Annotated in this window: 16 protein-coding genes and 1 tRNA gene; 8 read left to right on the top strand and 9 right to left on the bottom strand. The window is 62.4% G+C overall.

Annotation, left to right across the window (positions count from 1 at the left end):
• Nucleotides 1–89: 89 nt before the first annotated feature.
• The 4 genes from ABD842_RS10960 to ABD842_RS10975 all read right to left on the bottom strand — a co-directional run bounded on the left by ABD842_RS10960 (nt 90) and on the right by ABD842_RS10975 (nt 4,611).
• Nucleotides 90–1,799, bottom strand: a complete 1,710-nt coding sequence (locus ABD842_RS10960) for an ABC transporter ATP-binding protein (RefSeq protein ID WP_345113988.1) — start codon at nt 1,797–1,799, stop codon at nt 90–92.
• A 140-nt stretch (nt 1,800–1,939) separates the two neighbouring features.
• On the bottom strand, nt 1,940–2,737 hold the full coding sequence (truA, locus tag ABD842_RS10965) for a tRNA pseudouridine(38-40) synthase TruA (RefSeq protein WP_345113419.1): 798 nt from the start codon (nt 2,735–2,737) through the stop codon (nt 1,940–1,942).
• A 106-nt stretch (nt 2,738–2,843) separates the two neighbouring features.
• A complete protein-coding gene (locus tag ABD842_RS10970; protein WP_345113421.1) occupies nt 2,844–3,404 on the bottom strand; it encodes a GNAT family N-acetyltransferase in 561 nt (186 codons plus the stop codon).
• A 4-nt stretch (nt 3,405–3,408) separates the two neighbouring features.
• Complete coding sequence (locus tag ABD842_RS10975) at nt 3,409–4,611, bottom strand: thiolase family protein (protein ID WP_345113424.1); 1,203 nt, start codon at nt 4,609–4,611, stop codon at nt 3,409–3,411.
• 90 nt (nt 4,612–4,701) lie between these two features.
• On the opposite strand from ABD842_RS10975, the gene ABD842_RS10980 reads away from it, so the two are divergent.
• The gene (locus ABD842_RS10980; protein WP_345113426.1) at nt 4,702–5,178 is read left to right on the top strand and encodes a DUF4293 domain-containing protein; all 477 of its coding nucleotides are present in this window, start codon (nt 4,702–4,704) and stop codon (nt 5,176–5,178) included.
• Nucleotides 5,179–5,251: 73 nt separating this feature from the next.
• On the opposite strand, the gene ABD842_RS10985 is transcribed toward ABD842_RS10980, so the two are convergent.
• From ABD842_RS10985 to ABD842_RS11005, 5 genes are all read right to left on the bottom strand, one after another.
• Nucleotides 5,252–6,160, bottom strand: a complete 909-nt coding sequence (locus ABD842_RS10985; RefSeq protein WP_345113429.1) for a proline and serine-rich protein 1 family protein — start codon at nt 6,158–6,160, stop codon at nt 5,252–5,254.
• A gap of 140 nt (nt 6,161–6,300) precedes the next feature.
• A complete protein-coding gene (locus ABD842_RS10990; protein ID WP_345113432.1) occupies nt 6,301–8,229 on the bottom strand; it encodes a CHU_0125 family OmpA-like outer membrane integrity protein in 1,929 nt (642 codons plus the stop codon).
• 120 nt (nt 8,230–8,349) lie between these two features.
• On the bottom strand, nt 8,350–8,832 hold the full coding sequence (locus ABD842_RS10995; RefSeq protein ID WP_345113435.1) for a hypothetical protein: 483 nt from the start codon (nt 8,830–8,832) through the stop codon (nt 8,350–8,352).
• Between the two features lie 134 nt (nt 8,833–8,966).
• On the bottom strand, nt 8,967–9,824 hold the full coding sequence (locus tag ABD842_RS11000; protein WP_345113991.1) for a (Fe-S)-binding protein: 858 nt from the start codon (nt 9,822–9,824) through the stop codon (nt 8,967–8,969).
• 149 nt (nt 9,825–9,973) lie between these two features.
• Nucleotides 9,974–11,377 (bottom strand): 4Fe-4S dicluster domain-containing protein, encoded by a 1,404-nt coding sequence (locus ABD842_RS11005; RefSeq protein ID WP_345113438.1) that lies wholly within the window; start codon nt 11,375–11,377, stop codon nt 9,974–9,976.
• 167 nt (nt 11,378–11,544) lie between these two features.
• Between ABD842_RS11005 and ABD842_RS11010 the strand changes: the two genes are divergently transcribed.
• From ABD842_RS11010 to ABD842_RS11040, 7 genes are all read left to right on the top strand, one after another.
• A tRNA-Phe gene (locus ABD842_RS11010) sits at nt 11,545–11,617 on the top strand.
• A gap of 848 nt (nt 11,618–12,465) precedes the next feature.
• Nucleotides 12,466–13,164: a hypothetical protein gene (locus ABD842_RS11015; protein ID WP_345113441.1), complete on the top strand. Its 699-nt coding sequence runs from the start codon at nt 12,466–12,468 to the stop codon at nt 13,162–13,164.
• A gap of 4 nt (nt 13,165–13,168) precedes the next feature.
• The gene (locus tag ABD842_RS11020) at nt 13,169–14,158 is read left to right on the top strand and encodes a hypothetical protein (protein ID WP_345113443.1); all 990 of its coding nucleotides are present in this window, start codon (nt 13,169–13,171) and stop codon (nt 14,156–14,158) included.
• Between the two features lie 306 nt (nt 14,159–14,464).
• On the top strand, nt 14,465–16,243 hold the full coding sequence (locus ABD842_RS11025) for an OmpA family protein (protein WP_345113445.1): 1,779 nt from the start codon (nt 14,465–14,467) through the stop codon (nt 16,241–16,243).
• A 156-nt stretch (nt 16,244–16,399) separates the two neighbouring features.
• Nucleotides 16,400–17,176: an ABC transporter permease gene (locus ABD842_RS11030; protein ID WP_345113448.1), complete on the top strand. Its 777-nt coding sequence runs from the start codon at nt 16,400–16,402 to the stop codon at nt 17,174–17,176.
• A gap of 248 nt (nt 17,177–17,424) precedes the next feature.
• Complete coding sequence (locus tag ABD842_RS11035) at nt 17,425–18,249, top strand: ATP-binding cassette domain-containing protein (protein WP_345113451.1); 825 nt, start codon at nt 17,425–17,427, stop codon at nt 18,247–18,249.
• Between the two features lie 64 nt (nt 18,250–18,313).
• Nucleotides 18,314–19,678, top strand: a complete 1,365-nt coding sequence (locus ABD842_RS11040) for a sigma-54-dependent transcriptional regulator (RefSeq protein ID WP_345113454.1) — start codon at nt 18,314–18,316, stop codon at nt 19,676–19,678.
• Nucleotides 19,679–19,877: the final 199 nt, after the last annotated feature.

Below are 19,877 nucleotides of genomic sequence, written 5' to 3' on the forward strand. Positions count from 1 at the left end.
AGTAAAGCTGAGAAAGTAGCGCTTAGGTGGCAGAGCTTGGCCGATAATCCTGCAATGGGTCTAGGCTCTAAGCTCTGCTGTCTAAGCGCTTAGATAGCCGCCGCGTCTTTGTACTGCATCTGGTAGAGCTGCTGGTAGAAGCCGCCGTGGCGCAGCAGCTCCTCGTGCGTGCCCGACTCCTTGATTTCGCCCCGGTCGAGCACGATGATGCGGTCCGCTTTCTGAATGGTACTCAGGCGGTGGGCAATGACGAGCGAGGTGCGCCCCTGCATCAGCTTCTCGATGGCCTGCTGAATCAGCTCCTCGGTTTCGGAGTCGACCGACGACGTGGCTTCGTCCAGGATAATAATGCGGGGCTGGTACACCATGGCCCGCACAAAGCTGATGAGCTGGCGCTGCCCCACCGACAGCGTGGCGCCGCGCTCCATCACCGGGTATTCCAGGCCCCCGGGCAGCCGCTCGATAAAGCGCCGGGCCCCGACCAGGTCGGCGGCGGCCCAGATCTGCTCCTCGGTAATGTCTCGGCTGCCGAGCGTGATGTTGTCCTTGATGGTGCCGGCAAACAGAAACACGTCCTGCAGCACCACGCCGATGTGGCGGCGCAGCTCCTTGAGGTCGTACTCGCGCAGGTCGTGGCCGTCGATGGAAATCGTACCCTTGTTTATTTCGTAGAAGCGGCTGAGCAGGTTGATGATGCTGGTTTTGCCCGCCCCGGTGGCGCCCACGAAGGCGACGGTCTGCCCCGCCTTCACGTCGAAGTTTACGTCGCGCAACACCCATTCCTCATCGTTGTAGGCAAACCAGACGTGGTCGAAGTTCACGTCGCCGCGGATGGTGGCCGGGGCGTAGGCGCCGTTGTCGGCAATGAGCTCCTTGCTGTCGAGGAGCTTGAGCAGCCGCTCGGTGCTCACCAGGCCCAGCTGCAGGGTGTTGAACCGGTCGGCAATCTGGCGGATGGGCCGGAAAAACAGGGCGTTATACATGATAAAGGCAATGAGGGCGCCCTTGGAAATGGAGCCCTCAATCTGGCCCTGGGCGGCGTACCACACCAGCAGCCCCACGCCGACGGCGGCCAGCACCTCGGCCACCGGGAAGTAGACGCTGTAGTAGAGCACCGAGCGGATATTGGCCCGGGTGTGCTCCTGGTTGATGGCTTTGAACTTGGTAAGCTCGCGCTCCTCGTTGTTGAAGATCTGCACCACGTTCATGCCCGTCAGGTGCTCCTGCACGAAGGAGTTCAGGTTGGCCACGGCGGTGCGCACCTCCTGAAACGACTTCTTGACCTTCTCCTTGAAGACGTAGGTGCTGAACAGCAGCGGCGGAATCACCGACAGGCTCACCAGCGTCAGGCGCCAGTCGATGTAGAACATGAAGGCCATGATGAACACCAGCTGCAGGATGTCGCCAATCATGGCCGCCAGCCCTTCGCTGAACACGTCGGACAGCGTTTCCACGTCGGAGATGTTGCGGGTGACGAGTACGCCGATGGGCGTCCGGTCGAAGAACTTCAGGCGCAGATCGAGGATGTGCTGGTAGAGGTCCACGCGGATGTCGCGCACGATGTACTGGCCCAGCCAGCCGCCGAAGTAGGTTTGCAGATAGCTGACCAGGGCATGGGCCACCAGCAAAATCAGGAGCAGCCCAAACATCTTGTTCAGCCCCAGCATGTCGCCCTCCTCGATGCTCACGTCGACCATCTGCTGAATCAGGAAGGGGCGCAGCGTACCCAGCGCGGCGGTGGCCACGGTCAGGAAAATCAGGAAGTAGAATACGCGCCGGTAGGGCCGCACGTACTGCATCAGGCGGCTCAGCACCTGCCAGTCGAAGATATTGCCGGTTTTGGTAGCCTTGGTTGCTTGCTCCACGGAGGGGTCAGGTTAATCAGAAAAGGACGCGCTGCCGGAGTAACTCCCGAAGGCCGCCGCAGGTTGCAGCCGGCTTAGCGCGGCCGGCCCGCAAAATACGGCATTCCTACCGGGGCCGCGGCTTCGGGCACCAGCCCCGCGGGGTACTCCACCCGGCTCAGAAACAGCCCCTGGGCCGGGGCTGCGCTGCCGGCGTCTATCCGGCTCTGGGCCAGCAGAATGGCTTTGAACTGCGCCGCCGTGATTTTGCCCCGGCCCACGGCCAGCAGCGTGCCCACCACCAGCCGCACCATGCCGCGCACGAAGCGGTTGGCCCGGATGCGGAACATCAGCCCGCCGGGCACCTCGTGCCAGCCGGCTTCGTAGCAGTTGCACACGTAGTGGTCGACGCCGCCCTTCACTTTGGAGAAGCTGGTAAAATCGAACGAGCCGATCAGGCTGGCCGCCGCCTCGTTCATGGCCGCCACGTCGGGATGGCGGTCCAGGTACAGGCTGTGGTTGACGCCGAACGGGTCGGGCACGGTGCGCACGTAGTACTCGTAGGTGCGGGCCTCGGCGTCGAAGCGGGCGTGGGCCCGCGCCGGTACTTCGTGCAGCAGGCGGGTGGCAATGTCTTTGGGCAGCGCCCGGTTCAGGCGGTACACCACCGTGGCCTCGTCCAGGCCGGCGGGCAGCTCGGCATCGAAGTGGAGGACCTGATGGCTGGCGTGCACGCCGGTATCGGTGCGGCCGCTGCCCAGCGTGCTGATGGGCTGGCGCAGCACCTGGGTCAGGCAGCGCTCCACTTCCCGCTGCACGGTAAGCGTATTGGGCTGCACCTGCCAGCCGTGGTAGAGCGTGCCGTCGTAGGCCAGATGAAGGAAGTAGCGCACTTTCTGGAATTCTGAATTGTGAATAATGAATTCTGAATTACTCGGAATAATGAACAGTTCCGGCCCCGGCAGGTCGGGCGGAAATTCAACATTCAGAATTCAACATTCAGAATTTGAGCGAAGCGAACAAAAGTGCGTCCATCGTCTCTCCGTTCTTGGTAATACTCTGGCGCAGCCGGCCCTCCAGCTCGTAGCCGGCCTTGAGGAGCACCCGTACTGAGCCTTCATTCCGGTCGCACACCGAGGCGTAAAGCCGGCAGATGTCGAAGTATGCAAAGGCGTAATCCGACACGGCCTGCACCGCCGCCGTGGCAATGCCGCGGCCCCAGTGGGCCCGCCCCAGCCAGTACCCGATTTCGGCGCTGCGGTGGTGCACATCGGCCTGAAACAGGATGCTGATGCTGCCTACCGCCGCCCCGTCGACCTCGAAAGCCAGGTGAATGTCGCTCGAATCCGGGGCCGACACGAAGCGGAGGTAGCCCTGCGCGTCGGCCAAAGAGTAAGGGTAGGGAAACACGTCCCGCAGATTCTGCCACACGCCCCGGTCGTTGGCCTGGGTCGTCAGGCTCGCCGCATCCGCCACCGCCCAGGGCCGCAGCCGCGCCCCCGCCACCGACAAGGCCAGGGTCGGGCGCAGGATAGTTGCGGGGGCGACGGAAGAAGTCAAGGGCCTAGAGCTTTTCGAAAATCATGGCGGCTCCCTGGCCGACGCCCACGCACAGCGTCGCCAGACCGTAGCGCACGCCTTCGCGGCGCTGCATCTCGTGGAGCAGCGTGGCCGTAATCCGGGCGCCGCTGGCCCCGAGCGGGTGCCCGATGGCAATGGAGCCGCCGTTGACATTTACTTTTTCCGGGTCCAGCTCCAGGTCGCGCAGGCAGGCAATGGTCTGGGCAGCAAAGGCCTCGTTCAGCTCAATCAGGTCCAGGTCATTGATGGTCAGCCCGGCGCGCTGCAGCGCCTTGAGGGTGGCCGGCACCGGACCGATACCCATCAGCGCCGGATCGACGCCCGCCACGGCCGTGGACACGATGCGGGCCAGGGGCTTCAGGTTGTAGCGCTTCAGCGCCTCTTCGCTTACCACCAGCACCGCGGCCGCGCCGTCGTTGATGCCCGAGGAGTTGCCGGCCGTCACGGTACCATCCACGGGCTGAAAGGCGGGCCGGATGCTGGCCAGCTTTTCCATCGACGACAGGCGCGGCGGCTCGTCGGCATCGAACAGAGCCGTATCGCCTTTCGGGTTGGCCACGAATACCGGCACAATCTCGCGGCGGAAGCGGCCTTTTTCCAGGGCCCGCTGGTACTTGCGCTGGGAGTTGAAGGCGTACTCATCCTGCTCGAAACGGGTGATGCCGTACTTGCGGGCCACGTTTTCCGCCGTTTCGCCCATCGTGTAGGGATGATGCAGCTTGGAGAGCTTGGGGTTGGTGAAGCGCCAGCCCAGGGTGGTATCGTGGGCCGTCAGCTCGCGGCCAAACGCCGTTTCCGACTTGGCCATCACAAACGGAGCCCGGGTCATGTTTTCGGCGCCCCCGGCCAGGTACACGTCGCCCTCGCCGCAGCGCACGGCCCGCGAGGCATCAATAATGCTTTGCAGGCCCGAGGCGCACAGGCGGTTTACGGTGATGCCGGGCACGCTGATGGGCAGCCCGGCCAGCAGCCCGGCCATGCGGGCCACGTTGCGGTTGTCTTCGCCGGCCTGGTTGGCGGCACCCATAATCACGTCTTCAACGGCGGCTTTATCCAGGGAAGGGTTGCGGCGGAGCAGCTCGCGCAGCACGTGCGCGGCCAGATCGTCGGGACGTACGCTGCCGAGCGCGCCCCCGAATTTGCCGATTGGGGTGCGGACGGCGTCCACGATATAAGCAGTTTGCATTAGGTTGAAATGCGGTTATTCCGGTCGTTGTTGGCTACTTTTGCCGGCCGGCCGTTTTTGGGGCCAAGCCGAACTGAACTAACCACAAAGATGATACAAAGAATTCAAAGCGTGTTTCTGCTACTGCTGGCCCTGACCATGCTCAGCGTCGTCTTCCTGCCTATCTGGAGCAAGCTCGACCCGCTCAGCAACCAGGAGCTGGTGCTCACCGCCACCAAGCTCACCTACGCCCACGCCGATGCGGGCATGTCCGTGCCGACGCCCACCTACCTTATTGCCGTGCTGGCCGTGGCCTCGGCCGCCGTGGCGCTGTTCGAGATTTCGCAGTTCCGCAACCGCTTCATGCAGCTCAAGCTGGGCATCCTCAACTTCCTGCTCATCGTGGCCACCATCGGCGCCATGTTCTACTTTTCGGGGGTGGGCGAGAAAATGCTCAACGTGAAAATCCCCGGCACCTTCGAAGCCGGCTTCTACCTGCCTACCCTGGCGCTGATGCTCAACCTGCTGGCCAACCGCTTCATCCGTCGCGACGAGCAGCTGGTGCGCTCCATTGACCGGCTGCGGTAGCCGCGGTGGCCTTTCTGCCACAAAAAAGGCTTCTGCACCGCGCAGAAGCCTTTTTTGTTGGGTTGAAATTCATCTAGCGTGGTCCGCCCACGGCCCGCTGCACTTCCTGCACACTCGACTGAAAGTCGAACGCGTCATACACGCGGTAGAAGTTCTGGCGGTCGGCTACCCGAGGATAGGCGTATTTAGCCAGCTCTACCCGCGACGCCTCGAAGTCAAAACCAGCTAACAGGCGCTTCAGGTCATCGGCCTGGATATAGGTCTGGTCCAGGGCCTGCTTGGCAATACTGAGCCGGTTGCTGTCGAAAGAGTTGCGCTTCAGCGTCTGGGCCAGCACCTCTACGTCCTGCGGGCTCATTGCGCGGTAGCGGCCGGAACCGCCGCCCGGGTACTGGCTGCCATAGCGGCCATCGTCCCGTCCGCTGTCGTCCCCGCCAGGATTGCCGTTGTCTTGCCCATCGTAGCCGCCCCGGTCGTCATTGCCGCGGTAGTCGTCGTTGTCGTTATAACCGTCCTGGCCGTTCTGGTAGCCGCCATTGGGGTAGTTGTCGTCGTAACCAGGGGCCCCGTAGCCGGGATGCAGGACGGCGGCGGCCACTTTGCGCAGCAGCGGGGCGTAGCCGGGGCGCGTAATGAGCACGAAGCTCGTTTCCAGGCCGGGGTCCAGAAACACGCGGGTGCGGAAAGTATGGAAGCGCCCGTAGCCGGTCGGAATCATGAACTCGGCCGTGTGGTAGCCGGGCCTGAGCCGGTCGATATGCACCTGCCGGGCCGCGCCGCGCGTGAGCGGGCGGCCGTCGAAGATGAGGCGGAAAGGAGTGCCGCGCTCCGAGGTGAAGGTTACGTTGGCCGGCGCGGCCCGGAGGCCGAAAGCCAGCAGCAGGCTAAAGCTGAGGAGTAGTGCCTTTTTCATGGCAATGGTAGCGTTCGTAAGAGCCGCTCGCCGGCCCTCGTAGGCCGCCAAAGCCAAGGATTGTGCCATAACGCACCCGCAGATAGTACCCTGGCCATAGCCGGCTGGTTCCGGCTGAAAATGCCTCCAAGCGGCCGGCCCGGCCGGCCACAAAAAGCCCCGGCATCCTGGAATGCCGGGGCTTTTCACCTGCCTGTTGATCTGGCCGGCTATTCGTTGATTTTGGTCACTTTGAACTCCGTGCGGCGGTTGCGCTGGAATTCGTCCTCGGTCTTGGCCGTCTTCAGCACCGGACGGGTTTCACCGTAGCCTTTGGCCGTAATCCGGCTCTTGTCGATGCCCTTGGTGATGATGTAGTCGACGGCCGACTGCGCGCGTTTCTGCGAGAGGGTCATGTTATAGGCGTCCTTGCCGCGGGCGTCGGTGTGGGAGCTCAGTTCGATGGTGATTTTGGGATTATCCACCAGCGTCTGCACCAGCTTGTCCAGCTCCACGGCTGCATCCGTGCGGATATCGGCCTTATCGTAGTCGTAGAAAATGTTGTCCACCACGATGGCCTTGTTCTTCACAATCTTGGTGAGCGTCAGCGTCACGGGTACCGTCACGTCGTTCATCTCGTTGGGCAGCTGATCCTGAGTCGGCTTGCGGCCCACGGTGCTGAGCGAGTTGCGGGCGGCAAAATAGCCGTCGCGGTCGGCGAGCAGCCCGTAGCTGGCCGCGGCCGTGTCCAGCTTGATGCTGAATTTGCCGTCGGGGCCGGTGGTTACATCCTGCAGCTTCTGGCCCGCGTTGTTGAGCAGCGTTACGGTTTCGTTGGCGACGGGCAGCACTTCGCCGGTTTTGTCGTTGCGCTCCACCAGCGTACCAGCCGCGTAAAACGTGACCAGCTTGATCAGCTTCTTGTGGAACATGTACAGGTCGTCGGAGCCCTTGCCCCCGGCGCGGTTCGACGAGAACACGCCCACGTCTTTACCTGTGAAGTACGGGGCAAAGTCGTCGCCATTGCTGTTAATGGGAGCCCCCAGGTTTTTCACCTTGCCCTTGTCTACCATGAAGATGTCGAGCTTGCCCAGGCCGGCGTGTCCGTCGGAGGAGAAGTACAGCGTGCCATCGGGGGCCAGGGCCGGGAAGTTGTCGTTGCCGGCCGTGTTGACCTGGTCGCCCAGGTTTTCGGCGGGGGTGAAGCGGCCGTTCGGCCCAACGGTAGCTTTGTACAGGTCGATGCCGCCCAGCCCGCCCTTGCGGCCGGAAGCGAAGTACAGCGTCTGCCCATCGGGCGCGAATACCGGGGAAAAGTCGTCGGCGGTCCGGTCGTTGATGTTGATCAGCTTGGGCTCCTCCCACACGCCGTTCTTGTAGAACGACGACCACAGATCCACGCTCAGATAGCCTTTCTTGGAGCCGTTGTTGGAGCGGGCAAACACCACCATCTTGCCGTCCGGAGAATAGGTGGCGCTGGCTTCGTGCTTGTCTTCGCTGTTGAAGATGGGCTCGAGCTTGCGCACGGAGCCGCCGGTCATCTTGGCGGCATCGTCGAACTTGATGGCGTACAGGTCGTTGAAGCCTTCGCCGTTGCCGGCGTACTTCTTACCTTCGCGGCCGGAAGCAAATACCAGCTCCCTGGTTTCGGGTATCATGGTCGCGCCGAAGTCGGAGGAGGGTGAGTTCACCTGGTCCAGCGCCATAATCTCGTTGTTGGTCCGCATCGCCACGATTTCGTTGCCGGCGCGGGAATTCCTGGCTTCCATCTCCGCCCGGGCCGCCAGGGTGCGGTTGGCCCCATTCTGCGCGTAGCCGTCGAACTGGGTGGCGGCCTCCTCAAACTTGCCGTTGGCTTTCAGAGCCAGGGCGTAGTAGAACGGAGCCTCCCCGACTTTCACTCCCCCATCCACGGCCGCCTTATAGAAAGGCTCTGCCTGCTCGATGCGGTTGGACAGGCGGTACGCCTCCGCTACCCGGTAGTTGGAGGTGGCCACGTTCTTGCCGCCGGCGACATCGGCCTTGTAAAGCTCAATAGCGGTTTCATATTCGCCGCGGGCAAAGCGCTTATCCGCTTTGCTCAGGCCGCCGGAAGCCGCACAACCACTCAGCAGAGCAGCTGAACCCGCCGCGGCGCATACAAACATTAATTTCCTCATGAGTTGATAGTGGGGGGTGGAGTGGAAGGCAGCGCAAGGGCTGAGTTGGGCCAACTTGTGCCTAGCAATAATACTAAGTTTACCTAGGATTCCTGCTAGACGGCAGACTTTTTGGCCACCCTAGAAATATTTGGCCAGCCACGTCGCGGCGGCCGGCGCAGGCCAGGCCTGCTGCAGGTGCGCCCGCTGCGCCACCGTAATATCAAAATATAGCGTTTCCGGGGTCAGGGTTCCGGCCGCCACGGCCGGCCGCAGCGCGGAACGGCTCAGCAGCTGCACCTGCCCGTCGATGAGGAAGGCCAGCTGCGATTTTTCCAGCAGTTCCACCCCCACTGCCTGCTCCACCTCGCGCACGAAGCGCACGGAGGCATCGATGGAACAGCCGCTGGCGTCGGCCACGGCTTCATCGAGGCCAATAATCAGGAACTGCCGGTGCAGCACAGCCGCCGACGCCTGCAGAGTGCGGCCGTGGCTGGTCCAGGCTTCGGCGAAGCGGGCCAGGGCCGGCTCTAGCCCGGTGACCTCAGCCTCCGTGAGCGGACGATTGGCCTGATAAATCCAGATGCGGGCCGAATCCGGCAGGTGGTCGAAGGGAACGTACATAGCTGGGGAGAGGTAGAAGGGTGGAAGGTGGGTGCCTGGCCAACGGGCTGGCGCGGGCCGGCCAGTTCACAAAGAAACAGCCCCGCCCGGAAGTTCCGGCGGGGCTGTGACGAGGGCGGGCAGTTGGCCGGCCTTTACGCGTTCAGGCCTTCCGCCGTGGCAATCAGCTCGGCAATGTCGAAAACCTGCACGCTGGATTCGCGGTCCTTGTTTTTGACGCCGTCGCTCATCATGGTCATGCAGAACGGGCACGACACGGCAATGATGCCGCGCTGGTCCTGGCGCGGGCCGGGCGTGGCGCCGGCGTTGCCGCTTTCCACCCCGTTCAGGTTGGCCAGCGCCGCCGCGTTGCCATCCAGCGTTGCCAGCGCCTCTTCGGTGCGCTCCACATTGATGTCTTTCTTGCCGGGCTCGGGCTCTTTCCACATCTGCGCCCCACCGGCGCCGCAGCACAGCCCGTTGGCTTTGCTACGCTTCATTTCCACCAGGTCGGCATCGAGGGTGGCCAGCACGTCGCGCGGGGCTTCGTAGATGTTGTTGGACCGGCCCAGGTAGCACGAGTCGTGGAAAGTGATGCGCTGGCCCTTGAACTCGCCGCCACCCGACATGCCCACCCGGCCTTCGTTGATGAGCTGCTGCAGGAAAGTACTGTGGTGAATGACTTCGTAGTTGCCCCCCAGCGCAGGGTATTCATTCTTGATGGTGTTGAAGCAGTGCGGGCAGGCCGTCACAATCTTCTTGATGCCGTAGCCCTCGAAGGTGGTAATGTTCTGCATGGCCTGCATCTGAAACAGGAACTCGTTGCCCGCGCGCTTGGCCGGGTCCCCAGTGCAGGTTTCTTCCATACCCAGCACGGCGTACTTCACGCCCACGTGCTCCAGAATCTGCACGAAAGCCCGCGTTACGCGTTTGTACCGGTCGTCGAAGGCCCCGGCGCAGCCCACCCAGAACAGGATTTCGGGCTCTTCCCCGGCCGCAGCCAGGTTGGACATGAGGGGTACGTTGATGGAACGCTTGGCAAGTTGCTCAGCCATGATATTTTGAGAAGCTAGAAGTCAGGAGATAGAAGACAGAAGTTGGGCACCCGGCATTCGCCAGGCAGAAGATTTTGGCATAAGAAAGAAGTGAGCAGTTCCAACTCCTAGCTTCTGACTTCCACCTTCCTCTCCGTCACGAACAGGTCGTCGGCCCAGTTGAAGCGGTCGGACGGCGAGAAGGCCCAGGGCGCGCCGTTGTTTTCGATGTTGGAGAACATCACGTTGAGCGAGTTCGGCGCGGCCGACTCTTCCAGCACCAGGAAGCGGCGCATCTCGATGATGGACTCCAGGGGGTTGATGTTGACCGGGCAGGCTTCTACGCAGGCGTTGCAGGTGGTGCAGGCCCAGAGCTCTTCCGGTGTCACGTAGCCACGCAGCAGCGTGTGGGTTTCCTTATCGGGCGTTTCCTGCTCAGCGTGCTTGGCCTCGGCCCCGTACAGGTTGGGATGGAAAATCAGCGGGGAGTTATACTTCTCCTCCACCCGGTCGCGCGTATCCATGATGATTTTGCGCGGCGAGAGCAGCTTGCCCGTCAGGTTGGCCGGGCACACCGAGGTGCAGCGGCCGCACTCGGTGCAGGAGTAGGCGCTGAGCAGATTGGTCCAGGCCAGGTCGTCCACGTCCTTGGCCCCAAACGGCGTAGGCGCCACTGCCGAGCCGTCGGGGTTGGTAGCCGGGGCCGGCACCACGTAGCTTGGGTCCATCATGGCCTTCACCTCGTGGGTGATGCTGTCGACGTTGGAAAACTGTCCCTGGGGCGCCAGCCGCGAGTACCACACGTTCGGAAACGCCATGATAATGTGGAAGTGCTTTGAGGAAGGCAGGTAGTTCAGAAAGCACAGAATGCCCACGATGTGCGCCCACCAGCCCACGCGCTCCAGCACGTGCAGCGCGGCCACGCTGCTCGGAAACAGCCCTGTGAGCAGGCTGCTGATGGGAAAAGAACCCGGCAGGTCCACGCCTTCGAGCTGGTGTAGCTTCAGGTCGGCGGTATTCATTGTGAACAGCGCCGCCATCAGCACCACCTCGACGTAGAGAATCACGTTGGCATCGAGCTTGGGCCAGGCGCGCAGCTCGGGCCCGGTGAAGCGCTTGAGGGGCGGCTTGGCGTTGCGGCGCCACCAGAATGCGGCCACGGCCACGATAACCAGCGCGCCCAGAATTTCGTTGGTCGCCATCAGCACGTCGTACAATGGGCCCAGGAAGCGCAGGACCCGATGCGTGCCAAACAGGCCATCAATCATGATTTCAATCACCTCGATGTTAATGACCAGAAAGCCGACGTACACAATCAGGTGCAGCAGGGCGGGCGTGATACGCTTAAACATCTTCTGCTGACCGAAAGCCACGAGCAGCGTCTTCGTGAGCCGTTCGCTCACGTGGCCGGACATATCCTGGTCGCGCCCGACGAGGATGTTGGCCCGCACTTTCCGGGCCTGCCACACAAACAGGCCGAAACCGGCCAGGGCGACCAACAGAAACAGAAGGTTTTGAATAGAGAAGTGCACGGGAAAGGGTAGGTTTGGGGATGGGGCCGAAATATACTCGTTATGCATAACAAATTCCAGAATTTGGTCCGGAAAGATTTTTTTTACCCGAAGACTTGTAGGTAAGGCTGGGTTTACTACTTTTGTGCTCCCCAACGGCTACAATGGCCTTCGGGGGACCAGGAGCTGGTAATGTAGCTCAGTTGGTAGAGCACAGCACTGAAAATGCTGGTGTCGTTGGTTCGATTCCAATCATTACCACGAAGACCCTCTTTGCAAGCCGCAGAGAGGGTCTTTTGTTTTCCGGACGTTTACTGAAGATTTACGACAGGGGTGGGTAAAGGGTCTTAAAGGCAGTAAGCGCAGAGCCGAGTTGCGGGCAGAATTCAGGTATTTATTTCTTAGCTCCTCACTTTCGGACTCTTGCACGACTTGCTTGCTACGCTCCTGCCCGGCCGGCTCCAAGTGTAGCCGCTGAGCTAACGCTGGCCCAACTCGGACGACCATAACCATCGGCGTCGGCACGTCGGCCGCCTCACAATGTGCTCCTGAGTACCAGTACTACCACTAGCAAGTAGGCGAGGACCGTGTATGTCCGTCTACTCGGCGGCGGCGCTGGCAGTGAGGCGTGGCAGAAAACCCTGCGAGTGGTACGGGAATAGCCAAGCGCCGCACCAGTTTTCAGGAACTGTTCCAAACACAGAGCCCCGGCCATCCGGCCTTGTCCTTACCCAAATCTTTTTCAGGCTTCCCCAAAGTGACACAAGTCCCTTTTTCGGCGGCTGACACTCTTTGAAAAGCGGCAAGCAAGCCAGGCAAATGCCCAAAAAAGCCCTCCCAGCCCCAAGGTTGGGAGGGCTTCTGAGTTTTGGGTAAGGACAAGGCCGGATGGTCGGGGCTTTTGCGTTTTGGGGCTCAACCGGATTGCTGATTTGATAAATCAAGCTTTCCATTTTGAAAAAGCGAGTCCGAATTTCTCTCAACAGAATCGAAGCATTGCTATACAAAACGTTATAAAACAACTACTTAAGCAATAAACCAGAACTGGCAGCCGGAAGCGGCACCGGTATTGGCAGTAGGGCGGGGTCACCAAACGTCACCCCACTCTCATGTCCATCTTCGATAACCTCGGCAAAGCGGCCAAAGACTTCTTCCTCGAGGAAGGCGAAGGCCAGCCGGCCCCGGCTTCGGCCGCCCGGCCGTTCCCCAACCTGGCAACCACGGCGGCGGCCGGCCCTCCTGCGGCTACTTACAGCACCGCCCCGGTAGTTACCCAGGCGGAGCAGCGCCACCTCAGCCACATCAATGGCCTGCTGATCGGCGACGGCAAGGACTTCGTGGCCTTTGTGAAGATGGTGAAGAGCATGGCCGCCAGCGGCCTGACGGGCCCCATCCTCTACCAGACGGCTTTCAACGCCTTCACCGCCGTGACCGGGCTGGACCTGCCTACGCTGCTGGCTTCGGCCGAGCAGTTTGAGCACAAGCTCACCGCCGACCGCAACAAGGTGCTGGAACGCCACCAGGAAAAGCTCGGCGACATCCGCATTCCCAATGCCCCGCCCGGGCCTATTGTGCAGCTGCTCAACCAGGAACTGCAACTGCAGGCCGACCTGGCCGCGCTGACCCACCAGCTGGAAGAGAAGCGTCAGCTGCTGCTCACGGCCCAGCAGCAGCTCCAGCAGGAGCGCCACAAGGCCCAGTCCGCGCTGGCTTCCTACGAGCTGGCCAACGCCACGGCGGCCGCCGAGCTGCACGCCCACCGCCAGGCCACCCAGTCTTTCCTCACTTCTGCCACTCCAACCGCCTAATGCCATGAACACGCTTCTTCCCTCTGACCAAAACGACGGGCTGCCCAAGTGGCAGCAGCCGGAAAAAGTTGCCGGCTGGGTTTTCCTGGCCGGGGCCGCCGCCGCCGCCGTGTACTTCTGGAGCCGCATCCTGCCCTTCCTCGTCGACATCGTCTTTGACACGGTGAAGCTGGGCATCGGGCTGGGCGGACTGTTCGCACTGTTTTTACTGGTCACCAACAAGCGGATTCAGACGGGCCTGTGGTACGCCGGGCAGCGGATTCTGCGCACGGCAGCCGGCATCTTCGTCAACACCGACCCCATCGGCATCATGGAGGACTACATCAAAAACACCGAACAGGAAGCCCGCAAGATGGACGCCGAGGTCGGCCATATTGAGGGCGCCCACGAGCTGGTGAAGAAGAAGATGGGCGCCAACGCCGACCAGATGAAAGAATATCTGGCCCTGGCTGACGCTGCTACCCGCCAGGGCGAGAAGGATATGGCCGAATCCTACGCCAGCCGCGCCGCTCAGCTCCAGGAGTACAACCAGCGCCTGACGCCCATGGCCACCACCACGGCCAACGTGACGGTAGTGATGCGCCAGATTCTGAAGGCCGCGCTCCGGCAGATTGATGGCAGCAAGTTCAAGGTGAACCTGCTCAAGGATGAGTACGCGCTGGTGAAGCGCACCAGCTCCGGCATGCGGGCCGCCATGAACATCCTGCGCGGCGACCCCGACAAGAAGTACTTCTTCGACCTGGCCACCGACCGGGTGGCCCAGGACATGGCCCAGCAGCTCGGCCAGATCAAGCAGGCCATGCGCTACAGCCAGGAGTTCGTGAAGGAAATGGACATCCAGAACGGGGTGATGAGCGAGAAGGGCCAGCGCCTGCTGGAGAAATACCAGAAGGGCGAATTCAACGCCGTGCTCAACGAGAAGCCCGCCGCTCCCCAAAGCCTGGCCACCACCCGCCAGGCCTCCAACGACGCCTACTCCTCTTTGCTGGATTAGAATTGGTTCTGTCATCCTGAATGCAGCGCAGCGGAATGAAGGACCTGCCTCTTTCGCACTACAAAGCCCTGTGCAATGAGCTGCGTCTGCCCAATGGTGCAGAGAAGAGCTTGGATTAGCTAACCCGGCTGGTCAGATATCCGAGGCAGGCCCTTCGCTCTGCTACGCGCCGCTCAGGATGACAGACGGAAGAAATTACTACTGCAACGAAGCGGTAGAGATGCTTCGGCTACGCGGACGCCAGATAAAGCAGGACGGTCCAGAGCCAGCTCACCAACAACCAACAACGAAAAACCAATACCCACCATGACTACTCGCGGTAAAATCGTAATCGGGGCGCTGCTGGCAGTGCTCCTGTACTTCGGCATCAACAAGCTGGTATCCAGCGGCGCCGTGTTCAAAAAAGCCGAAACCCAGTCGGTACTGCTCAACTCCATCGAGCTGCCGGCCGTGGCCGCCGGCTCCCGGACCAACATCGTGGTACCTCTGGCCCCGCTGCCGGGCACGGCGCCGGCGGAGAAAGGCGCCCCGGTCACCTGGGAAGTAATGGCCTGGAACTCGCAGATGGCCGGCATGCTGGCCAACGGCGGCCCCCGCACCACTACCGGCTCGGCCATGGCGGCCAACGGCCTCGATATGCAGATCATCCGCCAGGACGACGTGGCCAAGATGCAGGCTGACCTGGTAAAAAATGCCCTGGATCTGCAGTCTAACCCCGACGCGCCCGGCCTCATCGTCAGCATTATGGGCGACGGACTGCCGGCCTTCTCGGCCGTGCAGACCCAGCTGGCCAAGGCCGGCACCGGCCTGCAGGTTATTCCCTACAGCTGCGGCAAGTCGTTTGGCGAAGACAAGCTGATGGGACCCAAGGAATGGCTCGACAACCCCAAGCTGGCCCTGGGCAAAACCATTGCCTGCTACCTGCGCGACGGCGACCAGAACATTGCCCTGAAATGGTGCGCCGACAACGGCCTGAAGGTCAACCCCGACGAAACCACCTACGACCCCGAGGCCGTGAACTTTATGGCCGCCTCCGACTTCCTGGTGGCCGCCGAAAAGTACATTCTCGGCAAGCCCGAGCAGCGCACCAAAATCGTGAAGGGCAAGGACACCGGGGTGAAAGTGGACGTGGTAGCCGACGGCGTAGCTACCTGGACGCCCGGCGACGTGAACATTGCCAAGCAGAAAGGCGGCCTGGTCAACATCGTCTCGACCAAGGACTACTCCAACCAGATGCCCAACATTATGGTGACCACCAAGCGCTGGTACGATGCCCACCCCAAGGAAGTGGAAGGCATCATGACGGCCATGGCCGTGGCCGGCGACCAGGTGAAAAGCCACCCCGAAGCCCTGGCCCGCGCCGCCGACATCTCCGCCGCCGTGTATGGCGACCAGGACAAGCCCGGCGCCTACTGGCTGAAGTACTACAAAGGCGTGAGCGAAGCCGACCGCAACGGCGAGGTAGTGGAGCTGGGCGGCAGCAAGGCCTTCAACTTCAGCGACAACCTGACTTTGTTCGGGCTCGACAACGGCGGCACCAACATCTACGCTGCCGTGTACAAGACCTTCGGCGACGTGCAGAGCAAGCTCTACCCCAAGGAGCTGCCCAGCTACGTACCCCTGGATGACATGCTGGACCTGAGCATCCTGAAAAAGCTCCAGGCTCAGTACAAGGGCAAAGCTATTGCCCCGGCCGAAACCCAGCAGTTTGCGGCCGACGACGAAATCCGCCGCAGCGTGAGCAAGCGGGCCTGGAACATCGAGTTCAACACCGGCCAGAGCTCCTTCACCCCCACCGCCGAGCGGGAGCTCCGCCAGCTCTTCGACGACCTCGTGGTAGCCGGCCGCCTGAAAGTGGCCGTGCACGGCCACACCGACAACGCCGGCGACCCGCAGAAGAATCAGCAGCTCAGCGAGGACCGCGCCCTGGCCGTGGAGCACTGGCTGGAAGCCAAGAGTGCCAGCGCCTTCCCCGCCGGCCGGGTGCAGGTGTACGCCCACGGCGCCACCGCGCCAGTAGCCTCCAACACGACTCCGAACGGCAAAGCCCAGAACCGTCGCGTGGAAATCGTGCTGGGCAACTAAGCTCCCCCCCGGCCCCCTCTCCTTGGGGGGAGGGGGAACCACGGCGGCGCGGACACATTGGGCGGTTATCTCACTTTGTCATTCACCTCTTCCCTCTCAACCACCCCAGAACACACCCCTCTCCCCAAGGAGAAGGGCCGGGGGTGAGGTCCTCCCATGAAAACCCTCTTCACCCCCAACGCCCAGCCGCCCCGCGCCACCTTCCTCTTGATGGTGGCGGCGCAGGGGCTGGTCTTGCTGCTGCTGTGGCTGTTCTATCCGCTGCAGCTGTTCCCCTCGCTGGGCGAGGTCTTCCGCTCCCTCCGCGACTTAATTACGTCCCAGGGGCTGATTCAGGAGCTGTGGGCCAGCATGACCACGGCCCTGCAGGCCCTGAGCGTGGCTACCATTTTGGCTTTGCTGATATCCTACCTCACGGCGCTGCCCTTCTTCCGGCCCATTGCCTACGCGGCCTCCAAGATGCGCTACCTCACCCTCACCGGCCTCACCTTCTTCATGGCCCTGCTGCTCAGCTCGGGCCACCAGGTGAAGCTCTCGGTGCTCATCTTCGGGGCCACGGTGTATCTGGTGACGGGCATGACCAGCGTGATTCTGACCACCACCCAGGAGGAAATGGACCACGCCCGCACCCTGGGCATGAGCGAGTGGCGCAGCTTTCTGGAGGTAGTAGTGCTGGGCAAGCTCGATGAGATGCTGGAGGTGGTCCGCCAGAACTTTGCCATCATCTGGACCATGATTACCCTGGTTGAAACCTTGTACCAGTCGGAGGGCGGCATCGGGCTGCTGCTCTACAAGCAGAACCGCTACCTCCACCTCGACGGGGTGCTGGCCATCCAGCTCGTCATCCTGGCCACCGGCGCCGCTCAGGACTACGTGTTCGTGCTGTTGCGCCGGGTGTTCTTTCCCTATTCCGTGCTGACGGCGGCGAAGTAGCTGGTAAAATGCTTGTTGCGGGTTGGGTTTGGTCTGTTGCGGGTCCGCGACAAGAAGAAGTGAACCCGCGACAGACCAAACCCAACCCGCGACAGCTTAAACCCAACCCGCGACAAGAAGAAGTGAACCCGCGACAGACCAAACCCAACCCGATTAAAGCAAAAGGCAACCCGCGTCAACAAATCAACAAGTGACTAAAGTCACTACCCGCAAACGCACAGTCTCACTTCTTCCTCATCTCACCACCTATGACTCCCTATTCCTACAAAGAGCCCGTCCTGACCCTGGAAGGCGTTTCGATGAGCTACCACGGCGAAGTGATTCTGCGCGACATCGACGCCCAGGTGCTCGACGTGGTGCGGCCGGGCATGAGCCAGGGGCAGGTCGTGGGGTTCTACGGCCGCTCCGGCATCGGCAAGTCGGTGCTCTGCCGCATCATGGCCGGGCTGCTGGCCCCCAGCCGGGGCACCGTGCGGGTAGGCGTCGGGCAGCAGGCCGTAGCCCCCGGGGCCGTGGGCTTCGTGCAGCAGCGCTACCCTTTGTTCGACCACCGCACCCTGTTCGACAACCTGCTCGTGGCCGCCCAGCGCAAGCACGAGCCCGAAGCGGCCCGCCAGCAGGTGGAAAGCTACCTGGAACGCTTCTGCCTGAGTCAGCATCGTAAAAAGTACCCCGCCCACCTTTCCGGCGGCCAGCGCCAGCGCGCCGCCATTGCCCAGCAGCTGCTCTGCTCCGACCACCTGATCCTGCTCGACGAGCCCTTCTCCGGCCTCGACGTGGCCATGATCGACGAGGTAAAGAAGATCATCCTCGAAGTGACGACGATGGACGAGCTGAACACCGTCATCATCGTCTCCCACGACATCGTGACCACCACCGCCCTGGCCGACCGCCTCTGGCTGCTGGGCTACGAGCGGGACGCCGCCGGCCAGCTCCTCCCCGGCGCCACCATCCATAAAGACCACCAGTACAACCTGGCCGAAATGGGCTTAGCGTGGCACGAGAACGTGGAATCCGAGCCGGAGTTTGGGAAGTTCGTGGAGCATATCAAGGAGGAGATTCGGCGGAGCTAAGCTCAAAGGACCCGCTCTAATTTCTTCGCTCTACATTTGCTTCGCACCCTATTCCGCCCATGCCATGCCCACCGGAACCCTGCTCATCATCGACGACGAAGCCCGCCTGCGCCAGCTCCTGGGCCGGGTGCTGGAGCTGGAAGGCTACACGGTGTTGCAGGCCCCCGACGCCACCCGCGGCCTCGAAACCCTGGAGCAGCACGCCGCCGACGTGCTGGTAGTTGTCTCCGATGTGAAGCTGCCCGACGGCCACGGCGTGGACCTTATTCCCCGCTTCCGCAGCAAGGCCCCCGAGGCCGAAATCGTGCTGCTCACCGCCTTCGGCACCATCCCCGACGGTGTGCAGGCCATGAAAGCCGGCGCGTTCGACTACCTCACCAAGGGCGACTTTGAGCAGCAGCTCATCGTGGTGGTGGAGCGGGCGGCGGAAAAGGCGCGGCTGCGGCGGCGGGTAATCGAGCTGGAGCGAAGGGTAGGCCAGCAGTACCGGTTCGAGAGCATGATTGGCGAGTCGGCGGAGCTGAAGCGGGTGCAGCAGCTGGCCCGGCAGGTGGCGCCCACCGACAGCACGGTGCTGCTGGAAGGCCCCACGGGCTCGGGCAAGGAGCTGTTTGCCCAGGCCATTCACCAGGCCAGTGAGCGGAAGCTCAAGTCGTTCGTGGCCGTCAACTGCTCAGCCTTTCCGAAGGACCTGCTCGAATCGGAGCTGTTCGGCTACAAGAAGGGCGCCTTCACCGGGGCGCTGACCGACAAGAAGGGTTTGCTGGAGGAAGCCAACGGCGGCACGCTGTTTCTGGACGAAATCGGGGAGCTGGAGCTCAACGTGCAGGCCAAGTTCCTGCGGGTGCTGGAGATGCAGCAGTTCACCAAGCTCGGCGACACCAAGCCCACCACCGTCAACGTGCGCCTGGTGGCCGCCACCAACCGCAACCTGAAAGCGGAGGCCGCCGAGGGCCGCTTCCGCCCCGACCTCTACTACCGCCTCTCGGTGTTTACCATCACCGTGCCCCCGCTCAAGGCCCGCCCCGCCGATGTGGCCCCACTGGCCGACTACTTCCTGCAGTATTTCGCCGCCCGGCTGCAAAAGCGCCTGCCCGGCCTCGATGCCGAGTGCCTGCGCCTGCTGCAGCACTACGACTGGCCCGGCAATGTGCGGGAGCTGAAGAACGTGCTGGAGCGCGCCGCCATCCTGGCCCCCGCCGATGAGCCCCTGGCCGCCGACTTTCTGCCCGACGAGTTCCACGCCCGCCCCCGCGGTGCCGGCCTCACCGCCAATCCCGACGACGAGAGCCTGCGGGCCGTGGAGGCCCGCCACATCCAGCGCATCATGCTCGACCAGGCCGGCAACAAGCCCGACGTGGCGAAGCGGCTCGGCATCGGCCTCACCACGCTGTATCGCAAGCTGCAGGAGTACGGGCTGGAGGGGTAGCCCGGTTCCATCAGAACGGTCATGCCGAGACGCAGCCGAAGCATCTCGCTCGGGTCGTTGCCAAAGTACCCGTTATGCCTGATCTGGCGTCCGCTTGTCGAAGCGTCTCTCCCGCTTCGTTGAGCTACTAGCCTGACGCCCCCGAGCGAGATGCTTCGTTCCTGGCTTGGTGCGCCCCATGCCCTGCCTGGCGTTCCAG

This window comes from Hymenobacter algoricola, from assembly GCF_039539525.1.
In the GTDB taxonomy this organism is placed as follows: domain Bacteria; phylum Bacteroidota; class Bacteroidia; order Cytophagales; family Hymenobacteraceae; genus Hymenobacter; species Hymenobacter algoricola.